Source organism: Paracoccus sp. TD-10 (assembly GCF_048270675.1).
In the GTDB taxonomy this organism is placed as follows: domain Bacteria; phylum Pseudomonadota; class Alphaproteobacteria; order Rhodobacterales; family Rhodobacteraceae; genus Paracoccus; species Paracoccus pantotrophus.
The window spans coordinates 1,014,260-1,041,180 of the sequence record NZ_CP182418.1 but is presented as its reverse complement, the minus strand read 5'-3'; the positions used below and the strand labels follow the sequence as shown (position 1 = coordinate 1,041,180).

Here is a 26,921-nt window from a genome sequence, read left to right as displayed (position 1 = left end):
ACGGCCAGCGGCACGCCGCACAGCGGCATGGGCGCCTGGCGCCGCGCAGCGGGCCCGGCCGCATGTCGCATCCGGTGCCGGGACTCAGCCAGGCGCGGCGAAACGACGCAGGGCGGCTTGCCTCGCCCATGTCGCGCGGTTCCGCATGCCGATGCGCCGGATGCCGCGGCTCTAGACGATGGACTGGTTGCGGGTCTCGGCCCGGATGAACAGCGTGCCGATGGCGGCCAGCAGCAGCAGCGCCGCGAAGACGCCGATGGCGACCCCGAAGCCGCGCGCCACCACATAGCCCATGAGCGAGGGCGCAAGCAGCCCGCCCACCCGCGCCACCGCGCTGGCCGTGCCCATGCCGGTGCCGCGCAGCCCGGTCGGGTAAAGCTCGGGCGTATAGGCGTAAAGCGCGCCCCAGGTGCCCAGAAGCGCAAAGCTCATCAGCAGCAGCGCGAGGGCGACCAGCCAGGGGCTGACGGCAACGGTGAAAAGGAAGCAGCCCGCGGCGCTGAGCAGCAGGAAGACCTGCAGGGTGGGTTTTCTGCCCCAGCTTTCCACGCCATGCGCCGCCAGCGCATAGCCCGGCAGCTGCGCCAGCGCCATCAGCACCAGGAAGCCATAGCCGCGCACGAAGCCGAAACCGCCCTTGGCCAGTTCCGCCGGCAGCCAGACGAAGACGCCGTAATAAGACAGCGATACCAGGAACCAGGCGGCAAAGATGCCCAGGCTGCGGTTGCGCAGCTCGGGGCCGAAAAGCCGCGCCTCGGCGGTGACGGGCGGCGCGGTCAGGCGGGTGCTCTGGGGCAGCGCGCGGGCGCCGTTCGCGGTCAGCACCCGGTCGACCACCCTTCGCGCGCCGGCCTCGTCGCCCTTGCGCAGCAGGTACATCGGCGATTCCGGCACCCAGAGCCGCAGCCAGATGCCGATCAGCGCCGGCAGCGCCGCCACAGCAAAGATCCAGCGCCAGGGCTCGGCCGCACCAGCCAGATGCGCGATCCAGGCGGTCAGGGCGATGGCGATGGTTCCGATGGCCCAGAACCCCTCCAGCCAGACCAGCCAGCGGCCGCGGTTCCGCGGCGGCAGGAACTCGGCCATCATGGCGTAATCCACGGGCAGCGTGCCGCCGACCGCCATGCCGGTCAGGAAGCGCAGCAGCATCAGCGACCAGATGTCCGGCGCGAAGACCGAGGCCAGGCCGAAGACCGCGTCGCAGCCCACCGTCAGAAGCAGCACGTTGCGCCGCCCGATCCGGTCGGCGATGCGCCCGAACAGCGTCGCGCCCGCGAACATGCCCAGGAAGAACAGCGTGCCGGTCTGCAAGGCCTGCGGCACGGTCAGCCCGAAGCTCGTCGCGATCGAGGCGGCGGTGAAGCCTATGGCGATGACCTGCATCGCATCCGCCGCCCAGACCAGGCCGAAGATGCCCAGCAGCCGCTGCTGGAAACGGCCCGCGCCGCCCTGGGCCAGCGCCTCGTCGATGGTCAGGTTCATGGGTCTTCTCCGCCTTGACGCCTGCGCCGCGGTCTTGCAGCGATCACCGCCATGTCCCACAGGGAAACGCCCGCCGACAAGCGGTTTTGCGCAAGGCGATGCGGGGCTGGCCGCACAGGCATGAAAAGCAGGCATGAAAAAGGCCGCCCCGGCAGGGCGACCGCTGGCAGAACGGGCAGGGCTGCGGGGCCGTCAGGCGGACAGGAAATCCTCGATCACCTGCTCGAAGCTGGCGGCAAAGCTGCCGCCCGCCGGGCGGCCGAACAGCGCCGCGCGCGTCAGCGTGCCGTGCAGCCTCTGGCCGATGGCGACGGTCCCGTATTCCACGCCCGGAATGCCTGGCACGCTGAAGGTCGCGATGCTTCCCCCCCGCGTATAGGCGCGCACCGTCTGCGCCGCATTGTCGATCTCGATCCCGATCACGAAGGCCTCGGGCGTGGCGGGTGCCCCGCCGAGATTGACCACGCGCGAGGTTTCCCCGTCGTGGTAATAGGCTTGCAGCTTGCCCTTGTTGCTGGTGATCGAGACGGGGCCGCCGGCGGGATTGGTCGCGAAAAGCTGCGCCACCCCGGAGTTGTGATGCTCGATCGCCACGCGCAGGACGAGGAACATCCCGCCGATGCCGCTGGTCGATATCCCCGAGGCCTGCAGGAAGCTGCCGCCGTCGAAGCGGATGCCCGCGGGCGTCATGGCGATAGCCTGTCCCGAGCCGACCCGCGCAAGGTCCCAGCCGCCATTGCCGCCGTTCGCCACCCCCGAGACGGCCTCGGCCGTGCCGGAAAACACGGAACCGGCGTGAAAATACCCCGCCGCCCGCGCGTAATCCAGGCCCGGCGCCCCCGGCTCGGCGACCGTCAGCAGCGCCGGGGCGGCGGCGGCCGTGCCCGAGGCATTGCTCCAGTTGACGGCCAGCGCATATTCGCCGGGCTCGGACAGGTCCATGCTCAGTTGGTCCGGGTCGACCTGGTCGCGAATCGAGCTTTCGCCCAGCGTCAGATCCCATTCCGCGACTGGCGGCGGCGCGCCCTCCGCCGCGCCCAGGTCCAGGGTGATGCTGTCGCCCAGCCCCGCCCCTTCGGGCAGCAACGCGGGCTGGCGGGTGATCGTCGGGGCCGCCGCAGGGACGGAGGATTGCGCTTCGATCAGCACTGCGCCGCTCGCCTCCAGCAAGGCCGCCGGCTCGCCGCCCAGATAGACCTGCTGCACCCCCTGGAACAGGCTGCGCTCGATGGTGCCATGGATCACCGGCGCCGCTTCCCGCCCGTCCACGACCAGCAGGTCGTTCGGCCGCCTCTGGCTTTCGGGCAGGGCCAGGTAGCGGTCGTAATCCGGGACGCTGATCAGCCGCGCCGCGTTGCCCTCGCGCGCGGCCCGCAGGTTCGGCGCGCTGCTCCGCTCCAGATCGCCCAGCGTCGTCGCCAGCGCCGAGGCCAAAAACAGCGATTTCGCCTCGAACACCTTGGCCACATATTGGTTGTAGCCCGTGATCGTCCAGGTCGTGCCCGCCCGCTCGCCCTCGCCGTTCACGATCAGATCCAGCGACCAGCCGCCCTGCGCATCCGTCGTCGCCTCGACCTGCTGCGTCACCACCCGCAGCCCGCCGTCGAATATGTCCGAGCCCTGAAGCGTCGCGACGATCTTGCCCGAAGCGATCGGCGCAAGCGTCGCATCCATCAAAACGCCCCTGACCGTGGCCTTGTTCGGCATCTCACCCTCTCCTCATCCGAAATCGCCACGCATTATCGGGGAAGGGAAAGGGCGTTGCGCCGCGGCCGGGTGCAACGGCCGGGCCAGGGGGCGTGCCGGACGAACGGGGCCGAAAACGGGACGGAAACGCAAAAATCCCAGGGAAACCAGCGCAATGCGTCGATTTCCCTGGGATTTCTGGTGCCGGTGAAGGGACTCGAACCCCCGACCCCATCATTACGAATGACGTGCTCTACCAGCTGAGCTACACCGGCCTCTCATGTGCCGCGCCGGATAGCAGGTTCCGGCGCGGGCGAAAAGGGGGGTCAGCGATTTTTCCCCGCCATCTTCACTTCCTCCTCGTCGATCGGCTCGACATCGGGGCGCACGGGCAGCAGATCGCCCGGTTCGTCAAGCGCCGGCCGGCCTGCGGGTTCGGGCGCAGACGGCGCGGCCAGCACCGGTTCGGGATCGGTGACGGTCATCGCCGGCTCGGATGCGGCCGCAGCCGGAGAGACGCGGCGATAATCCGATTCGCGCGGCACCATGCCGGGCGAAACATCCGCGATCTCGACCGGGCCGGTCGTCTCCGGCGGCTTGCGCGGCTCGGGTTGCGGACCGCCCATGCCGGCGGGGCCGGCGGCAACCGCAGGATCCGCGGCGGCCGGGGCGCTCGGCTCGGCCGCCGCGGTTCCCGCTGCCGTGCCATGCGCCGTGCCCACCAGCAGCGGCAGCATCTCGACCCCGTTCGGGGCGGTGGCGCCCCAAGCGGGGGTGTCGGGCTCACGCCATGTCAGCGTGTCGAAACCGCCGCAGCTGTCGCAGGTCGGCGACCAATCGGCCATGACATTGTGGCACTTGTCGCAGACCCATTGCGGGCCGCGGCTGGCAACCAGCGCCCGCGCCAGGATGCCGCGCACCACCGCGTCGTCCGAACCCTCACCCCGTTCCACGGCGGCCAGGATCGACAGCGAACGCACCGTGGGATGCTTCTCTGCCAGATTGCCGAGCGCGCGGCGGGCGCCGGGGAAATCCTCGGCCGCCAGCAGCAGTTCGGCACGCAGCAGCCGGGTTTCCTCGTCATCCGGGTTCTGCCGCATCAGATCCTCGAAGCGGCGCAGCCGCGCGGCCGGCTTTTCATCCGGCACGATCTCGGCATAGGCCGCGGCGACCGAGGGATGCGGGCGCACGCTCCAGGTCTTTTGCAGCACCCGGCTGGCGTTGCGCGGATCGTTCTGCGCGATATAGCTGCGCGCCGCCAGCACCGCGGCCGGGATCAGGTCGGGGCTGGCGCGGTTGGCGGAAATCGCCGCCTCGCGGGCGCTGATCGAATTGCCATGCGCCAGCACCTCGGAGGCCTCCTTCAGCGCCAGGACCGCGTCGCGGCGGACATGCACGTCCTTGGGCAGCTGGCCCTGCTGGCGCTTGTCCTTGAGCACGGCGCGCGCGCCCTTCCAGTCGCCCTCGCGGGTCTGCAGTTGCAAGAGCGTGTCCTGCAACTCGGCGTGCTTCGGCTTCAGCGCATAGGCTTTCTCGGCCAGTTTCAACGCGGTAGCCGTATCGCCTTCATCCAGTTTCTGGCGCATCAGCCCGCGGATGCCGACAAAGCGCGTGCGCGGATCCGACAGCAGCCGGCGATAGACCTCGCCGGCCTTGCGGCGGTCGCCCGCCACCTCGGCCGCCTGGGCGGCCAGAAGGTCGGTGACATGCGGCTTGTCCAGAAGCTTGGCCGCCTTGGCGGCCTTGTCCTGCGCAAGCTTGCCCTCGCCCGAGGCGACGGCCAGCATGCCCTCGGACAGCGCATCATAGCCCTTGCGCTCGCGCGAGCGGGCGAAATAGCGATTGATCGCCGTCTCGTCGCCCAGAAGGAAGCGCAGGAAGGCCAGAAGCAGCCCCAGCAGCCGCACGGTGATCCAGCCCAGCAGCACGACGACCAGCGCCGCGATCACCAGTTGCACCGGACCCAGCGTGTATTCGGTGCCGCCATAGACCATGCTCAAGCCCTGGCCGGTTTCCGAAAGCTGCATCGCACCCAGCGTCAAAACCAGCACGATGGCGAAAAAGATCAGGATTTTCAGTGCCGAAAGCAGCATGGCGCGCCCCTTACATGCTGCCCGCGGCCAAAGCGGCCAGCGCGGCATTGGCTTCGACCCAGGCCTGGGCCCCGGCAGTCCAGTCGGCCATCGCCGCCTGGGCCGATTGCGGCAGGGCGGCGATCTCGGCCAGCGCGCCCTTGATGTCGCCGGCATTCACCGCGGCATCGGCGCGCGACAGCACGGCATCGGGATCGCTGCCTTCGCGCGGTTCGACCGAGCGGGCGCCGGTCTGCACGCGCAGGAAATTCCCGATCGCCCCCAGCGCGCCGTCCTGCGGCGCCTCCTGGCGCGCGGCGGCCAGTGCCTCGCGCGCGGCGGCGGGAAAGCCCGCGCGCAACTGGGCCAGCGTCGGGATATCGCCGGTCAGCGCGGCCGGCGGCTCGACCCCGGCGGCGCGCAGATCGGCCAGCGCCTGATCGCGGGGGCCGCCGGTCTCGATCGCGGCCTGCAGCGCGGCGGCGGCCTTGGCCGCCTGGGCGCGGCGGTTCGCCGCCTCGGCCGTCTCCTGCAGCACGGATGCCTGCGCCTGGGCGGCAGCGATGCGCTTTTCGGCCTCATCCGCCGCGGCGGTGATGCGGGCTTGCAGCGCCTCGGCCTGGGCGGTCAGTTCCTGGACCTGCCCTGCCGCCGCCTGCGCGTCGGGCCGCGCGGCCAGCGCATCGATGCGGTTCTGCTGCGCCGCCAGTCGCGCGGTCAATTCGTTCAGCACCTGCTGCAGCCCGTCGCTGCCCTCGCCCGAGACCACGGGCGCCACCACGGGCCGCGCGGCCAGATCGGCCAGGGTCTTTTCCAGCGCGGCCAGCTTTTCCTGCTGCGCCTGCAACGCCTCGGCATCGCCGCCCCGCGCCTCGACATCGGCCAGCGCCTGTCGTGCCGCATCCGCACCCGCCTCGGAGGCGCGGTTGGCAAAGGCGTCGGCCTGGGTCTGGATCTCTTCGCGCGCCGCCTCGACGGCCGCCTCGCGGGCAGCGGCGATCTGCGCCTCGGTCGGGGCCGGGTCGGCACCGAGCGGCTGCCAGGCTGGCGGCAGATGCGGGATCGCCCACCAGGCTGCGGCAGCACCCAGGCCGGCGGCGACGACGCCGCCCAGGAAGGTCGGCATGAAACCGGCCTTGCGCACCTCGACCACGCGGGTCTCGACCTTGGCCGGCTGGGGCGGGATCGGCACAGCCTCCGGCCTGGCGACCGGCGGCACGCCGCCATGCTTCGCTTCGGTCGCAGCCTGGGATGAAGGGGGCTTCGATTCGGCAACCGCCTCGCCGGCAGCGGACCGGCCCGCGTCCGGCTTGGGCGCGGCGGCTTCGGGACCGGGGCCGGTGCCGACCAGCCTTGATTCGATCTGCGGCTTGGGCTCGGGCTTTGCGGCCTGGGCACCTTCACCGGAACCGACCGGGCGGCTGTCGATGACCGAGCCCGAAACCGCCTTCTTCTTGCCGTCTTTTCCGGGGCTTGCCTTGTTCTCGCTGGAATTGGTTTCTGGCTTCTTCACAATTCTTCCCCGTTCCCTTTCGCATCGCGGCCCGGCTGGCATGGGGCGAGGCCCGCCCCTGCCGCCCGCAATCATGATTGGCTCCAGCCGGCAGTCTAGTCGGCGGTGCGTGGCGCCTCAACCGCCCTCATGTGGATTGTTCCGCGGCCAGCAGCCGCTGGATGGCGCGAAGCACCCCCTCGGCGTCCGGGGTCGGCGCCGGCACGCAGCGCGCTGCCGGACCCTGCCAGGCATCCCGCGCCGCCGGGCTGATCGGCGCCAGCCACAAGGGCGCCCGCGCGCCCGCCGCCTGGCCCGAGAGCAGCCGCGCCGAGCGGGGCGAGAACAGCGGCAGGATCACCGGCGCGCGCCCCGCCAGCGCCGCCAGCGCCACGGCATTCAGCGGTTCGGGCAACTGGTCATAGACCACCATGCCCGGCACCGGCAGCACCTTGGCGACATGGGCGCCGTGCGGATGCAGCCAGCCCTCGCCCAGCCCGTCCAGCATCGGCAGCATCCGCGCCGCGTCGCCCGGCCCTTCGGTCACGTCGAAACCCGCCGCCTGCGCCGCCTCGGCCGTAGCGGGGCCGACGCAGATCGCCGGCCGGCCGCGTCCCGCCCCCGCCGCCGGCACCGCGTTGACCGAGGTGAAGACCAGCCCCTGCGCCGCGGCCAGCCGCGCCGCGTCATGCACGACTGGACGGATGCGCAGCACGGGCGAGATCAGCACCTCCAGCCCAAGCGGCGCGACCTCTGCGGCAAATCGCCGCGAGGCCGGCTCGGGTCGGGTCAGAAGCAGGATGGGCGCGGGGTTCGGCGGCATGGCAATCGGCCTGACAAGATGTTACTTCGCATCTGCCTAGGCCCTTGGCGGCGCGGGAACAAGGATGAGCATGGGACTGACCTTTCTGGGCATCGAAAGCAGCTGCGACGACAGTGCCGCGGCGGTGGTGCGCGGCGACCGCGCGATCCTGGCCTCGGTCGTGGCCGGGCAGACGGCGCTGCATGCCGATTTCGGCGGCGTGGTGCCCGAGATCGCCGCCCGCGCCCATGCCGAAAGGCTGGATCTTTGCGTCGAAGAGGCGCTGGCCCAAGCCGGGCTGCGGCTGCCAGACCTGGACGGCATCGCCGTCACCGCCGGGCCGGGGCTGATCGGCGGCGTGCTGTCGGGGGTGATGCTGGCCAAGGGGCTGGCGGCGGGCAGCGGCCTGCCGCTGGTCGGCGTGAACCACCTGGCCGGCCATGCGCTGACGCCGCGGCTGACCGACGGCGTTCCCTTTCCCTATCTGATGCTGCTGGTCTCGGGCGGGCATTGCCAGTTCCTGCGCGTGGACGGCCCCCAGGACTTCACCCGGCTGGGCGGCACCATCGACGACGCGCCGGGCGAGGCTTTCGACAAGGCGGCCAAGCTTCTGGGTCTGCCGCAACCCGGCGGTCCCTCGGTCGAGGCCGCCGCGCGGGCGGGCGATCCGCGCCGCTTCGCCCTGCCCCGGCCGTTGCTGGACCGGCCGGGCTGCGACCTCAGCTTTTCCGGTCTCAAGACCGCCGTGCTGCGCCAGCGCGACGACCTGGTCGCGGCGCAGGGCGGCCTGCACGAACAGGACCGCGCCGATCTATGCGCCGGCTTCCAGGCGGCGGTCGCCGAAGTGCTGGCCGAAAAGACCCGCCGGGCGCTGGCGCTGACCCCTGCCCCGGTGCTTGCCGTGGCGGGCGGGGTCGCGGCCAACGAAACCCTGCGCGCGGCCTTGCAGCGGGTCGCGGCCGAGGCCGGCGCGACCTTCCTGGCGCCGCCGTTGCGGCTTTGCACCGACAATGCCGCGATGATCGCCTGGGCCGGGATCGAGGCCTACCAGGCCGGCCGGCGCGACGGCATGGAACTGGCCGCGCGCCCGCGCTGGCCGCTGGACCAGAAGGCCGCGCCGATGCTGGGCGCCGGCAAGCGGGGGGCCAAGGCATGAGCGTGGCGATCATCGGCGCAGGCGCATTCGGCACGGCGCTGGCGGTTTCGCTGGCAAGCAAGGGGCCGGTCACGCTCTGGGGCCGCGATACCGGCTGGGCCGCGGCGCGCGAGAACCCGCGCCTGCCCGGCGTCGCCCTGCCGCCGGCGCTGCATGTCACCGGCCGGCTGGACCAGATCGCGGCCGAAACCGTGCTGCTCGCGCTGCCCGCGCAGGTGCTGGGCGGGTTTCTGGCCGAGCATGGCGCGCGCTTCGACCGCCGCAACCTGGTCAGTTGCGCCAAGGGCATCGACCTCGCCACGCTGACCGGGCCCTCGGCGCTGATCGCCGCCGCCTGCCCGCATGCCACGGTGGCGGTGCTGACCGGCCCCAGCTTTGCCGCCGACATCGCCCGCGGCCTGCCCACGGCGCTAACGCTTGCCTGCGCCGATGCAGGGGCGGCCGAGGCGCTGCAACGCCAGCTTTCCACCGCCACGCTGCGGCTTTACCGCACCACCGACATGGCCGGGGCCGAGCTGGGCGGGGCGCTGAAGAACATCATCGCCATCGCCGCCGGCGCCGCCATCGGCGCGGGCTATGGCGACAGCGCGCGGGCCAGCATCGTCACCCGCGGCTTTGCCGAGATGCTGCGGCTGGCCACCGCGCTCGGCGCCCGGCCCGAGACCTTGCCGGGCCTGTCGGGCCTGGGCGACCTTGTGCTGACCTGCACCTCGGAACAGTCGCGCAATTTCCGCTATGGGCTGGCCCTGGGCGCCGGGCGCGACTTCGCCGCCGGCACCACGGTCGAGGGCGCCGCCACCGCCCGCGCCGTCACCCGGCTGGCCGAAAGGCTGGGGATCGAGATGCCGATCTCGAATCTGGTGGCGGGGCTTGCCCAAGGCAGCATCGCCATGGAACATGCGCTGGATTTTCTGCTCAACCGCCCCCTCAAGGAGGAATGATGCCCCTTTTCGCCGTCATCTGCCGCGACCATGCCGGCAAGCTGCAAACCCGTCTCGACACCCGCGAAAGCCATCTGGCCTTCCTGGGCGCGCAGCCCGGCGTCAAGCTGGCCGGCCCGCTGATCGAGAACGGCCAGCCCTGCGGCTCGCTGCTGCTGGTCGAGGGCGAGAGCTTGACGGAGGTCAAGGAATGGGCGGCACAGGATCCCTACAAGGCAGCCGGACTGTTCGCCTCGGTCGAGGTGATCGAGTGGAAGAAGGTGATCGGCTGATGGCGTATTGGCTGTTCAAATCCGAGCCGGACGTCTTCAGCTTCGACGACCTGATCGGCCGCGGCGAGACGGGCGAGCAATGGGACGGCGTGCGCAACTACCAGGCCCGCAACAACATGCGCGCCATGAAGAAGGGCGAGCGCGGCTTCTTCTATCACTCGAACATCGGCAAGGAGATCGTCGGCATCTGCGAGGTGGTGGCCGAGGCACATCCCGACACGACAGCCGCCGACCCGAAATGGGAATGCGTCGATGTCCGCGCCGTCGCCCGCGTCAACCGCCCCGTCTCGCTGGACGAGGCCAAGGCCGAGCCGCGGCTGAAGGACATGGTGCTGGTCAACAATTCGCGCCTTTCGGTGCAGCCGGTCTCGGATGCGGAATGGGAAATCATTCTGGAACTGGCCGGCGGCACCAAGCCGCTGTGAACGCGCCAGCAGGCAGCCATCCGGCGACCCAGGGAGGATAAATGGCACGCGGACCCAAACCCATCGTGGATCGGCCGACCACGAAACGTATCGGCGCGCTGCGTGCGCTTTGGCCCTTCATCCGGCCCTATCGCGGCTTGCTGGCGGCGGCGCTGCTGGCGCTGGCGGTCACGGCGGGCATCAGCCTGGTCCTGCCGCTGGCGGTGCGACGCGTCGTGGACGGCTTCGACGCCGGCGCGCATCTCCTGGACCAGTATTTCGGCGCGGCGCTGGCCATCGTGGCGCTGCTCGCGCTGGGGACGGGGATGCGCTATTACCTCGTCACCCGGCTGGGCGAGCGGGTGGTCGCCGACATCCGCAAGGCCGTCTTCCAGCGCGTCATCGCCATGAGCCCGGCCTTCTACGAGCGGGTGCTGACCGGCGAGATCATCAGCCGCATCACCACCGATACCACGCTGATCCAGTCGGTGATCGGCTCGTCCGTGTCGATCGCGCTGCGCAACTTCCTGATCCTGGTCGGCGGCATGGCGATGCTGGTCTGGACCTCGGCCAAGCTGTCGGGCCTGGTGCTGCTGCTGGTGCCGGTGATCGTGGTGCCCATCGTGGTGCTGGGCCGGCGGCTGCGCAAGCTGTCGCGCGAGAACCAGGACTGGATCGCGCAATCATCGGGCGCGGCATCGGAAAGCCTGCTTTCGGCGCAGACCGTGCAGGCCTTTACCCAAGAGGGGCCGACGCGCGCGCGCTTCGACGACGTGACCGAGCGGTCCTATGATTCGGCGCTGAACCGGGTCAGGACGCGGACGGTGATGACGGTGATCGTCATCTTCCTGATCTTCTCGGGCGTTCTGGGGGTGCTGTGGATCGGCGCCCGCGACGTGCGGCTGGAGATGATGACCGTGGGCGAGCTGGTGCAGTTCGTCATCTACGCGGTGCTGGTCGCCGGCGCGGTGGGCGCGCTGTCCGAGATCTGGGGCGAATTGCAGCGTGCCGCCGGCGCCACCGAGCGGCTGACCGAGCTGCTGACGGCGCAGGATTCGCTGACCGATCCGGCCCAGCCGATTGCCCTGCCCCGGCCGGTCCAGGGCGCGATCCGCCTCGACGATGTGACCTTCCACTATCCCTCGCGTCCCGACCGCTCGGCGCTGGAAGGGGTCACGCTGGACATCCGCCCCGGCGAGACGGTGGCGCTGGTCGGGCCTTCGGGCGCCGGCAAGACCACGGTGATCCAGCTGCTGCTGCGCTTCTGGGATCCCGATTCCGGCGCGGTGCGCATCGACGGCATCGACCTGCGCGACATGGCGCGGGGCGATTTCCGCCAGGCCATCGCGCTGGTGCCGCAAGACCCGGTGATCTTTGCCGCCACAGCGCGCGAGAACATCCGCTTCGGCCGCCCCGACGCCTCGGATGCCGAAGTCGAGGCCGCGGCCCGCGCCGCCCATGCCGACGAGTTCCTGAACCTGCTGCCCGAAGGCTATGACAGTTATGTCGGCGAGCGCGGGGTGATGCTGTCGGGCGGGCAGAAGCAGCGCATCGCCATCGCCCGCGCCATCCTGCGCGACGCGCCGATCCTGCTTCTGGACGAGGCGACCTCGGCGCTGGATGCCGAATCCGAGCGGCTGGTGCAGCATGCCGTGGACGAGCTGGCCCGGACCCGCACCACGATCATCATCGCGCATCGGCTGGCCACGGTGAAGAAGGCCGACCGGATCGTCGTCTTCGACCATGGCCGCATCGTGGCCCAGGGCCGGCACGAGGAACTGGTGGCGCAGGGCGGGCTTTATGCCCGGCTGGCACGGCTGCAATTCACCGAGGGAACCATGGAAGCGGCGGAAGTGGTGGAGGGTATCGCCTGACCGCAAGGACAGGCCGCGGGCCAAGCCGCCGGCAACCAGTCGCGCGACCAGGCGACGCAAGCCCGCAGGCACGGCCGGGGATGAAAAGCCTGCGGCCCCGGCTTGCCGGCCGCAGCGCGCGCCGCCGCTCAGCGCGGCGCGCTATAGACCGCCGCCCAGAAGACGGTCCTGCCATCCGCCCCCAAGGCCTTGCCGATGCCGTAATGGCGGGCCTGCGGGATCAGGATATTGGCCAGGTGCCCGCTGGAACGCGCCCATTCGACCAGAACGCGATCCTGCCCCCAGGGACCGGCGGCGATGTTTTCGGCCGCGATGCTCGGGCGGTAGCCTTCCTGCTTCAGCCGCTGCATCGGCCCCTTGGTCTTGCTGCCCCGATGCGACATCACCCCGCGCCGGGCCATGTCGCAGGCATGGCGGGCCGCAGCCGCGGCCAGGTCGCGATTCGGCTTCAGCGGCGACAGCCCGCGCGCCTGGCGCGTGGCATTGGTGGCGCGGACCGCTGCCTCATTTTCGCGCATCGAGGTCTGGAAGCAGGTGACGCTTCCCGGACGCGCCGGATCCCCCGCATTGGACTTGGTCGAGATTCGCACCCCATCCTCGGCAAGGGCGGGCAGCGCCGCCAATCCAAGAAAAGACGCCAAAACCAGTGATTTGCAGTATTTGTTCAAATTTTCTATCCCCTAAGACCCGCGAAAGCTAGGGATCGGCCCGGCATTCCTCAACCTCAGATTGCTGAAATTTGTCTGGAACCGCCGCTTTCGGCGAAACGTTGCCGCTCCAGACACAGCCCTGAAAGGAGAGGTCATGGCCATCTGGGATTTCGTGAAGGACGCCGGAAAATCGCTTTTCGGATCCGAGGCCGAGGCGCAAGAGGCACCCGCCCCCGCCCCTGCCCCGCAAAGCGACACCGACCGCAAGGTGGCCGCGCTCAAGGCCGAACTCTCGGCCCTGGGCCTGACCGGCAAGGACGTGCACCTGACCCTGCGCGGCGATACGGTGGTCATCTCGGGCAAGGCGCGCGATCAGGAGACCCTGGAAAAGCTGATCCTGGCGGTCGGCAACATCAAGGGCATCGCCCATGTCGAGCTGGCCGAGGGCGCCGGCACCGAAACCCCCGCCCCCGCGGCGGCGATGCCCGTGTTCCATACCGTGCAGAAAGGCGAGACGCTGTCGGCCATCGCGCAGAAATACCTGGGCAAAGCCGGCCGCTACCCCGAGATCTTCGAGGCCAACAAGCCCATGCTCAGCCATCCCGACAAGATCTATCCCGGCCAGACCCTGCGCATTCCCCAGGGCTGAGCCCGCGAAGCGACGCAGCGTTTTGACGCCGGCATGGCGTCGCGGAATGCTTGCCATCATGCTGATCGTTGCACCATTCTGCCTGTCAGTGGGGCACGACCCCGAATGGGAGAACGGGAGGTAAGGGAATGGCCAGGTTCGCGAGCGTCGCAGACCGCGATGCGGTCGAGACGGAAATGTCCTATGCGCAGCGCCAGGTGCCGCGCACCGTCTATCAGGCGCTGACCCAGACCCGCGACCGCCATCCCCAGCGTCCCGCGATCAGCTTCCAGCTGTTCTCGGACCCCAAGGCACCGGCCCGGACCCTGACCTGGAGCGAGCTGCACGAGCGCGTGACCGAGACGGCGAACCTGTTTCGCAGCCTGGGCGTCGGGCCGGGCGATGTCGTGGCCTATCTGCTGCCCAATTGCGTCGAGGCGCCGGTCGTGCTGCTGGCCGGCGCGACGGCGGGGATCGTGAACCCGATCAACCCGCTGCTGGAGCCCGACCACATCGCGGCCATCCTGCGCGAAACCGGCGCCAAGGTGTTGGTGACACTGAAAAGCTTTCCGAAATCCGAGGTCGCGCAAAAGGCGGCCGAGGCGGTGGCGCAGGCCCCGGACGTGCAGACCGTGCTGGAGGTCGACCTGCGCGGCTACCTGACCGGGATCAAGCGCCTGCTGGTGCCGCTGATGCGGCCCAAGGTTCCCGCCCGGCACCATGCCAAGGTCATGGATTTCGAAGCCGCCGCCAGCGCGCAAAAGCACGACCGCCTGACCTTCGACGAGCCGGCCGAGGACCGCGTCGCCGCCTTTTTCCACACCGGCGGCACCACCGGCATGCCCAAGGTCGCCCAGCACAAGCAATCGGGCATGGTCTATAACGGCTGGCTGGGCGCCACGCTCTTGTTCACCGAGACCGACGTGCTGATGTGCCCCTTGCCGATGTTCCACGTCTTCGCGGCCTATCCGGTGCTGATGTCCTGCCTGATGTCGGGGGCGCAGCTGGTCATGCCGACGCCCGCCGGCTATCGCGGCGAGGGCGTGTTCGACAATTTCTGGAAGCTGATCGAACGCTGGCAGGCGACCTTCCTGATCACCGTGCCCACCGCCATCGCCGCGCTGATGCAGCGCCCGGTCGATGCCGATGTCACCTCGCTCAAGACCGCGATCTCGGGCTCGGCGCCGCTGCCGATCGAGCTTTACAACCGCTTCAAGGCTGCGACCGGGGTCGAGATCGCCGAAGGCTACGGGCTGACCGAAGCGACCTGCCTGGTCTCCTGCAACCCCATCGACGGGCTCAAGAAGGTCGGCTCGGTCGGCATCCCGCTGCCCTATACCCATGTGCGCATCCTGCAGCGCCGCAACGGCGATTTCCACGAATGCGCCACCGACGAGATCGGCGAGATCTGCGTGGCCAATCCCGGCGTCTTCGAGGGCTCGACCTATACCGAGGCCGACAAGAACCACGACCTGTTCGCCGAAAGCCGCTTCCTGCGCACCGGCGACCTGGGCCGGATGGACGCCGACGGCTATCTGTGGATCACCGGGCGCGCCAAGGATCTGATCATCCGCGGCGGCCACAATATCGACCCCGCCGAGATCGAGGACGCGCTGCTGTCCCACCCCAAGGTCGCCGCCGCCGCCGCCATCGGCCAGCCCGACTCCTTCGCGGGCGAACTGCCCTGCGCCTATGTCGAGCTGATCGCCGGGGCCGAGGTCTCGCTGGACGAGTTGATGGAGCATGCCCGCGCCCATATCCACGAACGCGCGGCGGTGCCCAAGCACGTCGAGATCCTGCCCGAGCTGCCCAAGACCGCGGTGGGCAAGATCTTCAAGCCCGACCTGCGCAAGCTGGCGATCCGCCGCGTCTATGACGCCGCCCTGGCCGAGGCCGGGCTGGCGGCCGCTGTGGCCGCGGTGGTCGACGACCGCAAGCGCGGCCTGGTCGCCCGCATCCGGCCGAACGGCGAGGTCGACCGCAGCGCCGTCGCCCAGCTGCTTGGCCAATACGCCCTGCCCTGGGAATGGGAATAGGGATCAGCCGACCTTTGGCGGAGCGCCGTCACAGGCCGGTTTGACTTGCATTGTCAAGGAGGTGTTGCCAAACAGGGCGGTGATTGGGATGTTCGCCTTTTCTGGCGAATCGCTGTGTATGAGTTTGAGAGCGTAAATTGAACGAGCCTTGTCCCCCGTTGCCCGATCAGGGTTGGTCCAGAAAAACGATTACCCTGCAAAATGCGATTGTGGTCCCTCCGTGGGAATCCCGCCCCCGAACCCCAAGCGGCGTCTGGAAGGACGGCGACATCGCCGAGGCGGCCGCCTGGCGTGGTGCTGGACGCATGTCGCTTGCGCTTGAAGAGGCTCCCGAGCCGGTTGAAAAGCTGGAAGGGCATTTCCTTTTCGCGGGGATGTTTTATGGCCATTTCGGGCATTTCATTACCGAAACGATCAGCAGGCTTTGGGCCGCGAACAGCGATTATGATGGGGTCTTGTTCACTCCCAAGCACTCGACCCTGACGCATTTCAAGAAGCCGCATCGAGAGATTTTCGATATTTTCGGCATCAGGTGCCCGACCCTGGTCGTCAAACAGCCTTCTCTGGTCGAAAACCTCACCATCCCCGGCCAGGGATTTGGACTTGGTGAAATCGCCACCGGCACGGAAGAGTTCCGAAATTTCCTGCGCGAGACCGTGGGCAAGCTTCCCCCAAACGGGCCGGAAAAGATCTATATCTCCAGAACGAAATATGTTGCAAACGGCGGGTTGCTGGCTGAAGCGATCCTCGAGGAAAACCTGAGGCGTTCCGGCTATGTCCCCGTTTTCCCCGAGCAGCTGTCCTGGAAAGATCAGTTCGCACTTTACCGTGCCGCCCGGAAAATCATCAGCCTGGACACATCCGCCCTGCACATGGCCGGGATGGCAGCCGACCCGGACAAGGATATTGCCGTCATCCTGCGCAGGAACAATGCCGAACACCATAGCATGCGCCTGCAGCTTCGGGGAATGACGGGAAAGGATCCCTTGCTCATCAACAGCCTCGTCGCCGAATATCTGACGCCAGGCAAGAAGCCGAACCACAACAGCTGGGGCCAGGCGGATTTCACGGAAATCCATGCGGCATTGCTGGAACATGGCTATCTGGACGCTGATGCGGTCTGGGACATTCCTTCGGACGAAATCATTAAGGCCGACGTCGCCGAGGCCGAGCGGCGCGCAAAGGGAAGCCTTGTCTACACACCGGTCACGAAACGGTTCGCACTATGAAGAACACGATGACCATAGTCGGGATTTGCCGCTTTTCCATGATCGGGCGCGGCGACTGGAAAGCCTATCGCAACGTCGCGGAAAGCGACCTGGAGCCGATCTACAAGCAAAAGGAGCAGGAGCTTTTCGGCGACGAGCGGATGAAGGCCCGTTTCGTGACGTTCGAGCAGTTGACGCTCGCCTCCCTGGACGCGCAAACCGATCCCGATTTCAAGCTGCTCGTCATCTCTTCGGACCGGATGCCCAAGGTCTATCGCGACCAGCTGCAAAGGCTTTGCGACGCGCGCCCCTATGTGGTTCTGCGCTTTGTCCCGCCGATGCATGTCGCCGATGCCCAGGTCCAGACCCTCAAGGAAATCGGACTGGAACTGCAGGATTGCCTTCAATTCCGCCTCGATGACGATGATTGCCTCTCCAAGGATTATATCAGGAAGCTGCGCAAGCATGGCGATACCCTGTGGAAGGCGCATGGGGTCTTCGCCGTCAGCTTCCCCACGGTGATCTATTCGGTCATCGACGGGCCGACGCAGGGGCTTTACCGCTGGTTCAACCCCTTCCTTGGCGTGGGTGTCGCCGTGCGCCATCCCCAGCGCACGGTATTCGGCTTTGCCCATTATCGCATCCCGACAGTGATGGTCGCCCTGACCGACCCCTCGGTTCCCAGCATCGTGACCCATTATGGGATGAACGACACGCCGCGGCACGCCAAGGAAATCCTGGCCAAGAGGGGCATGAAGAAAGCCCCGCGCGACGAATTGGACCGCCTGATCACGCGGCATTTCGACTACCTGTCGGAAACGGGCATGAAGGCCGCCGGATTTCGATAACGGCCTGCGAAGAAAAAAGGGGGCAGATCTGCCCCCTTTCCTCCATCTTATTACCGCGTGAACTTCTTGTATTTCACCCGCTTCGGCTCGACCGAATCGGGGCCGAGGCGGCGGATCTTGTCGGCCTCGTAATCCTCGAAGTTGCCCTCGAACCATTCCACATGCGCGTCGCCCTCGAAGGCCAGGATATGCGTGCAGAGCCGGTCGAGGAAGAAGCGGTCGTGCGAGATGATGACCGCGCAGCCGGCGAAATCCTCCAGCGCCGCCTCCAGCGCCTGCAGGGTTTCCACGTCCAGGTCGTTGGTCGGCTCGTCCAGCAGCAGCACGTTGCCGCCGGATTTCAGCAGCTTGGCCATATGCACCCGGTTGCGTTCGCCGCCCGAGAGCAGGCCGACCTTCTTCTGCTGGTCGCCGCCCTTGAAGTTGAAGGCCGAGCAATAGGCGCGGCTGTTCATCGTGGCGTCGCCCAGCTCGATCTGCTCGGCCCCGCCCGAGATTTCCTCCCACACCGTCTTGTTGGGATCCAGCGCGTCGCGCGACTGGTCCACATAGGAAAGCTTCACCGTGTCGCCATAGGTGATTTCGCCGGCATCGGGCTGTTCCTGCCCGGTCAGCATCTTGAACAGCGTCGATTTGCCGGCGCCGTTCGGGCCGATCACGCCGACGATGCCGCCCGGCGGCAGGCTGAAACTCAGATCCTCGATCAGCAGCTTGTCGCCCATGGCCTTTTTCAGCCCGTTGACCTCGATCACCTTGCTGCCCAGCCGCTCGCCGTTGGGGATGATGATCTGGGCGCGGGTCAGCTTCTCGCGCTCGGACTGGCTGGCCAGTTCGTTATAGGCGTTGATCCGGGCCTTCTGCTTGGCCTGCCGCGCCTTGGCGCCGGCGCGGATCCATTCCAGTTCGCGCTCCAGCGTCTTCTGCTTGGCCTTGTCCTCGCGCGCTTCCTGTTCCAGCCGCTTGGCCTTCTGCTCCAGCCAGGCCGAGTAATTGCCCTCATAGGGGATGCCGCGGCCGCGATCGAGTTCCAGGATCCAGCCGGTGATGTCGTCCAGGAAATAGCGGTCGTGGGTGACGATCAGGATGGTGCCGGGATATTCGATCAGGTGCTTTTGCAGCCAGGCGATGGTCTCGGCATCCAGGTGGTTGGTCGGTTCGTCCAGAAGCAGCATGTCGGGCTGTTCCAAGAGCAGCTTGCACAGCGCGACGCGGCGGCGCTCGCCGCCCGACAGGCTTTCCACATCGGCATCGTCCGGCGGGCAGCGCAGCGCCTCCATGGCCACGTCGATCTGGCTGTCGAGATCCCAGAGGTTCTCGGCATCGATCTCGTCCTGCAGCTTGGCCATCTCCTCGGCGGTCTCGTCCGAGTAGTTCATGGCCAGCTCGTTATAGCGGTCGAGCTTGGCCTGCTTGGCCTTGACGCCCTCCATGACGTTGCCGCGCACGTTCAAGGCGGGGTCGAGCTGCGGCTCTTGCGGCAGGTAGCCTACGGTCGCGCCCTTCGCCGCCCAGGCCTCGCCGGTAAAGTCCTTGTCGATGCCGGCCATGATGCGCAGCAGCGTGGATTTGCCGGCGCCGTTGACGCCCACGACGCCGATCTTGACGCCGGGCAGAAAGTTCAGGCGGATGTTCTCGAAGGTCTTCTTGCCGCCCGGATAGGTCTTGGACACCCCGTCCATGTAGTAAACGAACTGGTAGGAGGCCATGATCTTTCCTCGTTGCTGAACCCGTGAAGTTGCGCGCTATGTAGTCGAGCAGCGGCGAAAGGGGAAGGCTCAGCGGAACTGCCGGATGAATTCCGGCCCGAAGGTCCGGTCGAGAAACTCGAATTGCGGTTCCAGCTTCTCGCGCAGCCGGGCGCGGGCCCGGTCGGGCACCACCAGCGCATTGTCCGAGGCGAAGACCTTCTTGCCGAGGTCGCGATAGTCGTGCGGGGCCAGGCCCAGGAAGTCCTCGACCCGGCGCAGGAAGCTCAGCGGATCGCGGGCGATCATGCCGAAGGGCAGGTAAAGCAGCCGGTCGGGGCCGAAATGCGCGTTCCAGCGCGGCACATAGCTCATGTAATCGCCACGATCCATCAGCTCGGGGGCCTCGACCTCCTTGAGCCAGTCCTCGACGGTCGCCGGCTTTCGCCCCGCCCGCGTCAGGTTCATCTTGAGCTGCGAGATGGCGCGATCGACGGGGTGGCGGATGATATAGACGAACTTCGCCTGCGGCAGGAATTTCGTTACGAAATCCACGCCTTCCGGCGGAAGGGTCGAATATTCCGGGGTAACGTCGATCGCCTTTGTCCCCTGGGGCGCGGGGGCGAAGACCAGCTTGTACCAATGGTTGGTGAACATCGGTTCACGGGTGACGCGGTCCAGATAGCGCACCATCGCGCGCGGCATCTCCTCGCCGCGGGCGGCCCAGCGTTTCTCGATGTTCTGGCGGCCGCGGCGGAAATGCCAGGGCAGCCATTTGCGATGCTCTTCGACGAAGCGGTGATTGAAGAACTGCACCTCCTTGAAGGGGGGAGCCCAGACATCAGGATGCTGGCCCAGCATCTGCGACAGCCAGGTGGTGCCGGCCTTTTGCGCGCCGATGCCCAGGACATCGGGTTTTCGGGGTTTGCCTTCGGGATCCCAGTTCATCCATGCCGCCTTGTTGCGTCGCGCTGCCGCCTGATTAAGCCAGCGGCGCCGGCGCCACAACCGGCACGATTGTCGCCGCCTAGAGCCGGCCCCAGAGGTCGTATTCGCCGGCCTCGTCCACGGTGACGCTGACGATGTCGCCCGGCGCCAGTGCCTCGAACCCCTGGTCGATGAACAGGTTGCCGTCGATTTCCGGCGCATCGGCCTTGGTGCGGCAGGTCGCGCCCTCGTCGTCCACGCTGTCCACGATCACCTCGATGCGGCTGCCGACCTTGGCCGCCAGCTTGGCCTCGGAAATCGCCTGCGCCTTCTGCATGAAGCGGTCCCAACGGTCCTGCTTGACCTCGTCGGGCAGGTGGTCGGGCAACTCGTTGGCGCGCGCGCCCTTGACGTTTTCGTATTGGAAGCAGCCGACCCGGTCCAGCTGCGCCTCGTCCAGCCAGTCCAGCAGGGTCTGGAACTCGGCCTCGGTCTCGCCGGGATAGCCGACGATGAAGGTCGAGCGCAGGGTGATCTCGGGACAGGCGGCCCGCCAGGCGGCGATCTCGTCCAGGGTCTTGGCCGCCGCCGCCGGCCGCGCCATGCGCTTCAGCACATCCGGGTGGGCGTGCTGGAAGGGGATGTCCAGATAGGGCAGCACCAGCCCCTCGGCCATCAAGGGGATCAGGTCGCGCACATGCGGATAGGGATAGACGTAATGCAGCCGCACCCAGGCGCCCAAAGACCCCAGGTCGCGCGCCAGGTCGGTGATATGCGCCCGATGCCCGCGCTCCTCCGCGAACTTGCGGTCGAGCCCATAGGCCGAGGTGTCCTGCGAGATCACCAGAAGCTCGCGCACGCCGGCCTCGACCAGCTTCTCGGCCTCGCGGATCACCGCATGCGCCGGGCGGCTGACCAGTTTCCCGCGCATGTCGGGGATGATGCAAAACTTGCAGGCGTGGTTGCAGCCCTCGGAAATCTTCAGGTAGCTGTAATGGCGCGGCGTCAGCTTCACGCCCGAGGCCGGCAGCAGGTCCACGAAGGGATCGGGCGAGGGCGGCACGGCAGAATGCACCGCATCCAGCACCTGCTCGTATTGCTGCGGCCCCGTCACGGCCAGGACCGAGGGATGCGCGCCGGTGATATATTCGGGCTCGGCGCCCAGGCAGCCGGTGACGATGACCTTGCCGTTTTCCGCCAGCGCCTCGCCAATGGCCTGCAGCGATTCCGCCTTGGCCGAATCGAGGAAGCCGCAGGTGTTCACGATCACCGCGCCGGCGCCCTTGTAGTCGGGGCTGATGGCATAGCCCTCGGCCCGCAGGCGGGTCAGGATGCGCTCGCTGTCCACCAGCGCCTTGGGACAGCCGAGGCTGACCATGCCGATGGTCGGTTGCCCGTCCCTTCGCCCCCCCTCCCCTTGTGCAGAGTCGAAGATCGGGCTGGGGGCTAGATCGGGGCGCAACAGGGGCGGGTTCTGGCTCATGATGCGCGGCATATAGTGGCAAGCAGGCCGCTTGTTAAGCAGGAAGCGCGGCTCGCCGGAACGTCATTTGGACTTGCGCGTTCAGCGAGGCATAGCAAAGGACATGAACATGTCTTCCCTTCTGACCCGCCTTTCTTCGGCGCTTGCCCTGTCGCTGGCCCTTGGCACCGGCGTCGCCGGTGTCGCCGGCCTGCCCGCGCCCGCCGAGGCGCAGCCGCGCGGCAAGCCGATCGTGATCATGAACAATCGTGGCGGCAATGTCGTCGAGGCGATCCGCTATCGCAACAAGCTGGCCGCCAGCGGCCGCCCGGTCGAGGTGCGCGGCTATTGCCGTTCGGCCTGCACGATCTATATCACCCTGCCCAATGCCTGTCTGGGACCGAAGGCGACGGTCGGCTTTCACGCCCCCCGCATCCCCGGCACCACCATCATCCCGCCCATCGTGGACGAGTTGATGGCGCAATATTACCGAAACGGCATCCTGCGTATGTGGAACACGCAATGGAAGCATTCGCTGAAGATGCACAGGATCTCGGCCCGCGAATATGTCCGGCTGGACCCGCAGACCCGGCTGTGCCGGGGCTGAGGCGCATCCCAAGGGATGACCGGGGCGCGGTTTTATGGCAGGCTCGGCGCAAAGGAGGACAGCCATGTCGGGACAAGGATGGGCCGCGGTCGCCGCGGCCGTGATCTGGGCTGGCGCGGCCGGCGCGCAGACGCCGTGGTTCGACGCCGGAAACCAGGCGATGATCATGCATCAGGGCGACCTGCTGGAACAGCAGACCGCACCGAACGGCGGCGCGCCCGCCGGCAAGGCGGGCAAGAAGCCGGTGCGGACGGCCGATTGCTCGATCTCGGCCAGCCGCGAGCAGTTGCGGCCGGAATACCACCGGCGGGTACAGGCGCAGGGGCGCAAGGCGGCGGATGCCTGGCTGCAACGGCAGGCGGCGGCGCTTGGCCGGCACGCGGCGCAGATGGCCAAGGCCGGGACACCGTGCCGGCCGTAAATGGGCGGCGCCTGAACGCACCCCATAGGCGCGGTCACTCCCGCAGCCGCCAACCGGTCAGGAAGATCCAGCGGATCGCGCCCATGCAGACCAGGATCATCAGCGCCACCGCGCCCAAGGACAGCCCGACCGGCACATCGGCAAAGCCGAAGAAGCTCCAGCGGAAGCCCGAGATCAGGTAAAGCACCGGGTTGAGTTTGGCGACCCCCTCCCAGAAGGGCGGCAGCATCGAGGCCGAATAGAAGGCGCCGCCCAGGAACACCAGCGGCGTGATGACCATCATCGGCACGATCTGCAACTGCTCGAAATTCTTGGCCCAAAGGCCGATGATGAAGCCCAGCAGCGAAAAGGCGATGGCGGTCAGGACCAGGAAGGCCAGCATCCAGAACGGATGCGCGATATGCACGCCGGTGAACCAGAAGCTGGTCAGAAGGATCACCAGCGCGATCATCACCGCCTTGGTGGCGGCGGCGCCGACGAAGCCCAGCGTGACCTCGATCCAGCCGGTGGGCGCGACGAGGATCTCGTAGATCGTGCCGGCGAATTTCGGGAAATAGATGCCGAAGCTGGCATTGGCCACCGATTGCTGCAGCACGGTCAGCATCATCAGCCCCGGCACGATGAAGGCGCCATAGGCCACGCCCTCGACCGCCTGGATGCGCCCGCCGATGGCGGCGCCGAAGACAACGAAGTAAAGCACCGTGGACAGCACCGGCGAGGCCAGCGACTGCCAGATCGTGCGGAAGAACCGCGCCATCTCATGTCCGAAGACGGCGCGGGCGGAACGCCAGTTCATACGGTTTCCTCCTCGACCAGCGACATGAAGATTTCCTCAAGGCTGCTTTGCTTGGTCGACACGTCGCGCACCGCCAGGCCCAGCCCCGCCAGTTCGGCCAGCAGATGCGCGATCCCGGTGCGCTCGGCCCTGGTGTCGTAGTCATAGCCCAGTTCGCGCCCGTCGGCCGAAAGCACCAGCCCGCGCCCCGCCAGTTCGGCGGGCAGCGCCGCCAGCGGCTCGGAAAGCGAGACGGTCAGGCGCTTCTTGCCGAATTCGCCCATCAGCGCGTCCTTGGACCGGACCAGCAGCAATTCGCCGCGGTTGATGACGCCGATGCGGTCAGCCATGTCCTCGGCCTCTTCCAGGTAATGCGTGGTCAGGATGATGGTCACGCCCTCGGCGCGCAACTGCCGCACCACCTGCCACATCTCGCGCCGCAGCGTCACGTCCACGCCCGCCGTGGGCTCGTCCAGGAACAGCACCTTGGGCCGGTGCGACAGCGCCTTGGCGATCAGCACCCGGCGCTTCATGCCGCCCGACAGCTCGCGCGTCTTGGCCTCGCGCTTGTCCCACAGCGCCAGGCTGCGCAGCAATTGCTCGATATAGGCGTCGTCCGGCGGCTCGCCGTAAAGCCCGCGGGTAAAGCGCACGCAGTCGATGACGCTCTCGAAGGGCTCCAGCGCGACCTCTTGCGGGACCAGACCGATCAGCTTACGCGCCGCGCGCCAGTCGCGGCCGATGTCGTGGCCGCCGACGCGCACCGTGCCGCCGCTGGGCACCACCAGGCCGCAGATGATCGAGATCAGCGTGGTCTTGCCCGCCCCGTTCGGGCCGAGCAGCGCCAGGATCTCGCCCTCCTCGATCTGCAGCGAGACGTCGTTCAGCGCCACCGTGCCGCTGCCGTAGCGCTTGGAAACATGGTCGATGTCGATGATCGGACGCATCCCGTCCCCCTGTTCTGGCCCGAAGGCCCGCAAATCCGCCGGGCAGGGTGGACCGCAACCACGGGCGGGCGCAATGGCGAAAACGCCCCTGACCTTGCGTCAACCGTCAGGCCGGCGGCAGGCCGCCCGCTTCGGCCAGCAGCCGGTCGCTGGCGGCCTCGATCCGCGCCTCCAGAAGCTCCATCACCGCGCTCGAGCGCGGGCCGGCCGGGATCGGCGGCAGGAACTCGATCACCGCGATGCCGCCGCGGATCGGGATGCCGCGCTTGGGCCAGAACAGGCCGCAATTCACCGCAACGGGACGGATGGAGAGGCCGGTCGCGCGCTGAATCGTGCCGGCGCCGTGCTTGTAGGGCAGTTTCTGCCCCGGCCGGGTGCGGGTGCCCTCGGGATAGATGATAAGCTGGCCCAGACCCTCGGGGCGGGCGCGGGCAGCCTCGATGCCGGCGATGATCTGCTTCATCGCCTCCTTGCCGCGCGCGCGGTCGATGGGGATGCAGCCGACCTTGCGCGCGAACCAGCCCATGACCGGCACCCGCAGCACCTCGCGCTTCATCACGAAGGCGCGGCGCGGGCAGGCGCGGGCCAGCGCGAGGATGTCGAGAAAGCTCTGGTGCTTCGAGGCCACGATGCATTCTCCCGCGGGCGGCGTGCCGCGATATTCGATACGCACCCCCAGGAGCAGCCGCGCCGCGCCCAGCATCTGGTCCAGCCACAGGCTGGCCACGCGATGCGCGCGCTCGGGATGGACCAGCACCTGCGGCAGGCCCCACAGCCCCAGAACCAGCGTCACCAGAACCGCATAAAGGTAATAAAGCACCGTGCGCGGCCAGTCGAGGATCGAGGCCCGACGCGGGTGATAGGCGCTCATCAGCGCACCTCGCGCAGCATCTTCAGCGCCGCCCAGCGGGTCGCGACGAATCCGATGGCGGCGGCGGCGGGCGGGATCAGCAGGGGCCAGAGCCAGCCCCAGCCCTGAAACCCCAGCCCGGTCAGGAAACTGCCCGCCTGGTCCATCGAGGGCAGCGCCCAGATCGCCGCCATGCCCAGCACCGTGCCCCCGGCCGCACCCATGGCGGCGCGGCGGGTAAAGCGGCGCACGAAGGCGGTGGCGATGGTGATGTCGCGCGCCCCGATCAGGCGCAGCACCCGGATCACCTGCCCGTTTGCCGCCAGCGCCGCCTTCGCGGCCAGCGTGATCATCGCCCCCGAGGCGGCAGCGATCAGCAGCAGCGAGACAAGCCCCAGCACCCGCAGCCGGTTCGCCGCCGAGACCAGCGGCTGGCGCCAGCGGGTATGGTCGTCCAGCACCGCGCCCGGCGCCTCGCCCTCCAGCCGCAGGCGCAGCGCCTCGGCATCGAAACCCTCGGCGGCCTGGGCGATCTCGATCAGGCGCGGCACCGGCAGGGCCTCGACCGGGACATCGGGACCGAACCAGGGCTCGAGCAGCCTTTCCACCTCGTCATCGGGCAAGAGCCGCGCCTCGGCGATGCCGGGGGTGGTCTTCAACGCCTCCATCACCGTCACGGTCTGCTCGTCGATCTGGTCCTCGGGGGCCGAGATGCGCACGGTCACGGTCTGGGCCAGCTCGGTCGACCAGCGTTCGGCCAGCCGGCCGGTGGCCAGCGCCAGCGCCAGGGCAAAGACCGCCAGGAAGGCCATGGCGCCAGCCGAGAACACCGTCAGCTGCGCGGTGAAGCCGGTCGGCGGCACCACGCGGTCCGTTCCCGCCGGGTCGGGCCGGGTCAGCCCCCGCCACAGCGTTGCCAGGTCCAGCGATTTCAGATCGGCTTTCTTCACAGGTCCGCCCCCGCCAGTTGCAGCCTCTTGCCCGCGATGCGCAGCACCCGCGCCTGCACCTGCTGCTTGGCGGCACGGATCAGGTTCAGGTCATGGGTGGCGATCAGCACCGCCTTGCCAGAACGGTTCAGTTCGATCAGCAATTGCAAGAGCCGCATCGACATGTCCCAGTCCAGGTTCCCCGTCGGCTCGTCCGCCAGGATCAGGTCGGGCGACATGATGACGGCGCGGGCCAGCGCGGCGCGCTGCCGCTCGCCCCCCGACAGTTCCGGCGGCATGGCGCGGGCATGGCCCGACAGCTGCACCCAGGCCAGCAATTCGCCCAGGGCGCCCATGTCCACCTGCTCGCCCGAGACCAGCAGCGGCAGGGCGATGTTTTCCGCGACAGGCAGGTGGTCCAGGAACTGCGTGTCCTGATGCACCACGCCCACCCGCCGCCGCAGCCCGGCGATGCCGTCGCGCGACAGCGCCTGCACGTCCTGGCCGAAGGCCGTCATCCGCCCGCCGCTGGGCAGCAGGTCGGCATAGCACAGCCGCAGGAAGGTGGTCTTGCCCGCGCCCGAGGGACCGGTCAGGAAATGGAAGGAACCCGGCTGAAGCGTCAGCGACATGTCGGCAAGCAGCGGATCGTTGCCGCTGTAGCCGAAGGACAGGTTCTGCATCTCGATCACTGGTGGTCCCTTTCCGAGCGGGCTGCTTGGCGCGCGGTTCGTGGCTTGATAGAACAGTCGTGCGGCGAATGCGAG

General features: G+C 68.2%; 25 protein-coding genes and 1 tRNA gene. 11 read left to right on the top strand and 15 right to left on the bottom strand.

Features of this window, described 5'->3' with window-relative positions:
- Positions 1-171: 171 nt before the first annotated feature.
- The 6 genes from ACNKFW_RS05120 to ACNKFW_RS05095 all read right to left on the bottom strand — a co-directional run bounded on the left by ACNKFW_RS05120 (position 172) and on the right by ACNKFW_RS05095 (position 7,555).
- Positions 172-1,482, bottom strand: a complete 1,311-nt coding sequence (locus ACNKFW_RS05120; RefSeq protein WP_024845097.1) for an MFS transporter — start codon at positions 1,480-1,482, stop codon at positions 172-174.
- A 192-nt stretch (positions 1,483-1,674) separates the two neighbouring features.
- The gene (locus ACNKFW_RS05115; RefSeq protein ID WP_024845096.1) at positions 1,675-3,189 is read right to left on the bottom strand and encodes a hypothetical protein; all 1,515 of its coding nucleotides are present in this window, start codon (positions 3,187-3,189) and stop codon (positions 1,675-1,677) included.
- Between the two features lie 178 nt (positions 3,190-3,367).
- A tRNA-Thr gene (locus tag ACNKFW_RS05110) sits at positions 3,368-3,443 on the bottom strand.
- Positions 3,444-3,494: 51 nt separating this feature from the next.
- On the bottom strand, positions 3,495-5,261 hold the full coding sequence (locus tag ACNKFW_RS05105; RefSeq protein ID WP_024845007.1) for a heme biosynthesis protein HemY: 1,767 nt from the start codon (positions 5,259-5,261) through the stop codon (positions 3,495-3,497).
- A gap of 10 nt (positions 5,262-5,271) precedes the next feature.
- Entirely contained in the window at positions 5,272-6,753 is a 1,482-nt protein-coding gene (locus ACNKFW_RS05100; RefSeq protein WP_024845008.1) for a hypothetical protein, read from the bottom strand.
- Between the two features lie 127 nt (positions 6,754-6,880).
- Positions 6,881-7,555 carry a uroporphyrinogen-III synthase gene (locus ACNKFW_RS05095; RefSeq protein ID WP_024845009.1) on the bottom strand — a complete coding sequence of 225 codons (675 nt, stop codon included), beginning with the start codon at positions 7,553-7,555 and terminating at the stop codon, positions 6,881-6,883.
- A 64-nt stretch (positions 7,556-7,619) separates the two neighbouring features.
- Between ACNKFW_RS05095 and tsaD the strand changes: the two genes are divergently transcribed.
- From tsaD to ACNKFW_RS05070, 5 genes are read left to right on the top strand one after another with little or no spacing between them, the layout of a single operon-like run.
- Complete coding sequence (gene tsaD / locus ACNKFW_RS05090) at positions 7,620-8,690, top strand: tRNA (adenosine(37)-N6)-threonylcarbamoyltransferase complex transferase subunit TsaD (protein WP_024845010.1); 1,071 nt, start codon at positions 7,620-7,622, stop codon at positions 8,688-8,690.
- On the top strand, positions 8,687-9,631 hold the full coding sequence (locus ACNKFW_RS05085) for an NAD(P)H-dependent glycerol-3-phosphate dehydrogenase (RefSeq protein ID WP_024845011.1): 945 nt from the start codon (positions 8,687-8,689) through the stop codon (positions 9,629-9,631). Before tsaD ends, ACNKFW_RS05085 begins: the two co-directional genes overlap by 4 nt.
- Positions 9,631-9,903, top strand: coding sequence for a YciI family protein (locus tag ACNKFW_RS05080; RefSeq protein WP_167521815.1), 273 nt, complete (start codon positions 9,631-9,633; stop codon positions 9,901-9,903). The genes ACNKFW_RS05085 and ACNKFW_RS05080 overlap by 1 nt, the downstream gene beginning before the upstream one ends.
- Positions 9,903-10,328: an EVE domain-containing protein gene (locus tag ACNKFW_RS05075; protein WP_024845013.1), complete on the top strand. Its 426-nt coding sequence runs from the start codon at positions 9,903-9,905 to the stop codon at positions 10,326-10,328. The genes ACNKFW_RS05080 and ACNKFW_RS05075 overlap by 1 nt, the downstream gene beginning before the upstream one ends.
- A 41-nt stretch (positions 10,329-10,369) precedes the next feature.
- Positions 10,370-12,181, top strand: coding sequence for an ABC transporter transmembrane domain-containing protein (locus ACNKFW_RS05070; RefSeq protein ID WP_024845014.1), 1,812 nt, complete (start codon positions 10,370-10,372; stop codon positions 12,179-12,181).
- A 128-nt stretch (positions 12,182-12,309) separates the two neighbouring features.
- Here ACNKFW_RS05070 and ACNKFW_RS05065 read toward each other — a convergent pair whose 3' ends face one another.
- The gene (locus ACNKFW_RS05065; protein WP_231486838.1) at positions 12,310-12,771 is read right to left on the bottom strand and encodes a CAP domain-containing protein; all 462 of its coding nucleotides are present in this window, start codon (positions 12,769-12,771) and stop codon (positions 12,310-12,312) included.
- A gap of 214 nt (positions 12,772-12,985) precedes the next feature.
- Between ACNKFW_RS05065 and lysM the strand changes: the two genes are divergently transcribed.
- From lysM to ACNKFW_RS05045, 4 genes are all read left to right on the top strand, one after another.
- Complete coding sequence (gene lysM, locus ACNKFW_RS05060; protein ID WP_024845016.1) at positions 12,986-13,480, top strand: peptidoglycan-binding protein LysM; 495 nt, start codon at positions 12,986-12,988, stop codon at positions 13,478-13,480.
- A gap of 128 nt (positions 13,481-13,608) precedes the next feature.
- On the top strand, positions 13,609-15,495 hold the full coding sequence (locus ACNKFW_RS05055; RefSeq protein WP_147427748.1) for an acyl-CoA synthetase: 1,887 nt from the start codon (positions 13,609-13,611) through the stop codon (positions 15,493-15,495).
- 158 nt (positions 15,496-15,653) lie between these two features.
- The gene (locus tag ACNKFW_RS05050; RefSeq protein ID WP_418024790.1) at positions 15,654-16,724 is read left to right on the top strand and encodes a glycosyltransferase family 61 protein; all 1,071 of its coding nucleotides are present in this window, start codon (positions 15,654-15,656) and stop codon (positions 16,722-16,724) included.
- Positions 16,721-17,551: a glycosyltransferase gene (locus ACNKFW_RS05045; RefSeq protein WP_418024787.1), complete on the top strand. Its 831-nt coding sequence runs from the start codon at positions 16,721-16,723 to the stop codon at positions 17,549-17,551. The genes ACNKFW_RS05050 and ACNKFW_RS05045 overlap by 4 nt, the downstream gene beginning before the upstream one ends.
- Before the next feature lie 50 nt (positions 17,552-17,601).
- Here ACNKFW_RS05045 and ettA read toward each other — a convergent pair whose 3' ends face one another.
- The 3 genes from ettA to rimO form a co-directional block, all read right to left on the bottom strand.
- Positions 17,602-19,257: an energy-dependent translational throttle protein EttA gene (ettA, locus tag ACNKFW_RS05040; RefSeq protein WP_147427744.1), complete on the bottom strand. Its 1,656-nt coding sequence runs from the start codon at positions 19,255-19,257 to the stop codon at positions 17,602-17,604.
- Positions 19,258-19,326: 69 nt separating this feature from the next.
- Positions 19,327-20,184 carry a sulfotransferase family protein gene (locus ACNKFW_RS05035; protein ID WP_024845021.1) on the bottom strand — a complete coding sequence of 286 codons (858 nt, stop codon included), beginning with the start codon at positions 20,182-20,184 and terminating at the stop codon, positions 19,327-19,329.
- A 79-nt stretch (positions 20,185-20,263) separates the two neighbouring features.
- On the bottom strand, positions 20,264-21,646 hold the full coding sequence (gene rimO / locus ACNKFW_RS05030; RefSeq protein WP_024845022.1) for a 30S ribosomal protein S12 methylthiotransferase RimO: 1,383 nt from the start codon (positions 21,644-21,646) through the stop codon (positions 20,264-20,266).
- A gap of 109 nt (positions 21,647-21,755) precedes the next feature.
- Here rimO and ACNKFW_RS05025 point away from each other — a divergent pair, with 109 nt between their 5' ends.
- Together ACNKFW_RS05025 and ACNKFW_RS05020 are read left to right on the top strand one after the other, a co-directional pair.
- A complete protein-coding gene (locus ACNKFW_RS05025) occupies positions 21,756-22,232 on the top strand; it encodes a hypothetical protein (protein ID WP_114669383.1) in 477 nt (158 codons plus the stop codon).
- Between the two features lie 64 nt (positions 22,233-22,296).
- The gene (locus tag ACNKFW_RS05020) at positions 22,297-22,653 is read left to right on the top strand and encodes a hypothetical protein (RefSeq protein ID WP_418024785.1); all 357 of its coding nucleotides are present in this window, start codon (positions 22,297-22,299) and stop codon (positions 22,651-22,653) included.
- Between the two features lie 34 nt (positions 22,654-22,687).
- Here ACNKFW_RS05020 and ACNKFW_RS05015 read toward each other — a convergent pair whose 3' ends face one another.
- The 5 genes from ACNKFW_RS05015 to ACNKFW_RS04995 all read right to left on the bottom strand — a co-directional run bounded on the left by ACNKFW_RS05015 (position 22,688) and on the right by ACNKFW_RS04995 (position 26,846).
- A complete protein-coding gene (locus tag ACNKFW_RS05015; protein WP_147427742.1) occupies positions 22,688-23,449 on the bottom strand; it encodes an ABC transporter permease in 762 nt (253 codons plus the stop codon).
- Entirely contained in the window at positions 23,446-24,375 is a 930-nt protein-coding gene (locus tag ACNKFW_RS05010; protein ID WP_147427741.1) for an ABC transporter ATP-binding protein, read from the bottom strand. The genes ACNKFW_RS05015 and ACNKFW_RS05010 overlap by 4 nt, the downstream gene beginning before the upstream one ends.
- 106 nt (positions 24,376-24,481) lie before the next feature.
- Complete coding sequence (locus tag ACNKFW_RS05005) at positions 24,482-25,246, bottom strand: lysophospholipid acyltransferase family protein (RefSeq protein WP_024845027.1); 765 nt, start codon at positions 25,244-25,246, stop codon at positions 24,482-24,484.
- The gene (locus ACNKFW_RS05000) at positions 25,246-26,175 is read right to left on the bottom strand and encodes a cell division protein FtsX (protein WP_036747884.1); all 930 of its coding nucleotides are present in this window, start codon (positions 26,173-26,175) and stop codon (positions 25,246-25,248) included. Before ACNKFW_RS05000 ends, ACNKFW_RS05005 begins: the two co-directional genes overlap by 1 nt.
- The gene (locus tag ACNKFW_RS04995; protein ID WP_024845029.1) at positions 26,172-26,846 is read right to left on the bottom strand and encodes a cell division ATP-binding protein FtsE; all 675 of its coding nucleotides are present in this window, start codon (positions 26,844-26,846) and stop codon (positions 26,172-26,174) included. The genes ACNKFW_RS05000 and ACNKFW_RS04995 overlap by 4 nt, the downstream gene beginning before the upstream one ends.
- Between the last annotated feature and the right edge of the window lie 75 nt (positions 26,847-26,921).

What these genes read in the sequence shown, in the direction of transcription:
- ACNKFW_RS05120 (WP_024845097.1), bottom strand. Translation starts at nt 1,482, where the DNA reads ATGAACCTGACCATCGACGAGGCGCTGGCCCAGGGCGGCGCGGGCCGT.
- ACNKFW_RS05115 (WP_024845096.1), bottom strand. Translation starts at nt 3,189, where the DNA reads ATGCCGAACAAGGCCACGGTCAGGGGCGTTTTGATGGATGCGACGCTT.
- ACNKFW_RS05105 (WP_024845007.1), bottom strand. Translation starts at nt 5,261, where the DNA reads ATGCTGCTTTCGGCACTGAAAATCCTGATCTTTTTCGCCATCGTGCTG.
- ACNKFW_RS05095 (WP_024845009.1), bottom strand. Translation starts at nt 7,555, where the DNA reads ATGCCGCCGAACCCCGCGCCCATCCTGCTTCTGACCCGACCCGAGCCG.
- tsaD (WP_024845010.1), top strand. Translation starts at nt 7,620, where the DNA reads ATGAGCATGGGACTGACCTTTCTGGGCATCGAAAGCAGCTGCGACGAC.
- ACNKFW_RS05085 (WP_024845011.1), top strand. Translation starts at nt 8,687, where the DNA reads ATGAGCGTGGCGATCATCGGCGCAGGCGCATTCGGCACGGCGCTGGCG.
- ACNKFW_RS05080 (WP_167521815.1), top strand. Translation starts at nt 9,631, where the DNA reads ATGCCCCTTTTCGCCGTCATCTGCCGCGACCATGCCGGCAAGCTGCAA.
- ACNKFW_RS05075 (WP_024845013.1), top strand. Translation starts at nt 9,903, where the DNA reads ATGGCGTATTGGCTGTTCAAATCCGAGCCGGACGTCTTCAGCTTCGAC.
- ACNKFW_RS05070 (WP_024845014.1), top strand. Translation starts at nt 10,370, where the DNA reads ATGGCACGCGGACCCAAACCCATCGTGGATCGGCCGACCACGAAACGT.
- lysM (WP_024845016.1), top strand. Translation starts at nt 12,986, where the DNA reads ATGGCCATCTGGGATTTCGTGAAGGACGCCGGAAAATCGCTTTTCGGA.
- ACNKFW_RS05055 (WP_147427748.1), top strand. Translation starts at nt 13,609, where the DNA reads ATGGCCAGGTTCGCGAGCGTCGCAGACCGCGATGCGGTCGAGACGGAA.
- ACNKFW_RS05045 (WP_418024787.1), top strand. Translation starts at nt 16,721, where the DNA reads ATGAAGAACACGATGACCATAGTCGGGATTTGCCGCTTTTCCATGATC.
- ettA (WP_147427744.1), bottom strand. Translation starts at nt 19,257, where the DNA reads ATGGCCTCCTACCAGTTCGTTTACTACATGGACGGGGTGTCCAAGACC.
- ACNKFW_RS05035 (WP_024845021.1), bottom strand. Translation starts at nt 20,184, where the DNA reads ATGAACTGGGATCCCGAAGGCAAACCCCGAAAACCCGATGTCCTGGGC.
- rimO (WP_024845022.1), bottom strand. Translation starts at nt 21,646, where the DNA reads ATGAGCCAGAACCCGCCCCTGTTGCGCCCCGATCTAGCCCCCAGCCCG.
- ACNKFW_RS05025 (WP_114669383.1), top strand. Translation starts at nt 21,756, where the DNA reads ATGTCTTCCCTTCTGACCCGCCTTTCTTCGGCGCTTGCCCTGTCGCTG.
- ACNKFW_RS05020 (WP_418024785.1), top strand. Translation starts at nt 22,297, where the DNA reads ATGTCGGGACAAGGATGGGCCGCGGTCGCCGCGGCCGTGATCTGGGCT.
- ACNKFW_RS05015 (WP_147427742.1), bottom strand. Translation starts at nt 23,449, where the DNA reads ATGAACTGGCGTTCCGCCCGCGCCGTCTTCGGACATGAGATGGCGCGG.
- ACNKFW_RS05010 (WP_147427741.1), bottom strand. Translation starts at nt 24,375, where the DNA reads ATGCGTCCGATCATCGACATCGACCATGTTTCCAAGCGCTACGGCAGC.
- ACNKFW_RS05005 (WP_024845027.1), bottom strand. Translation starts at nt 25,246, where the DNA reads ATGAGCGCCTATCACCCGCGTCGGGCCTCGATCCTCGACTGGCCGCGC.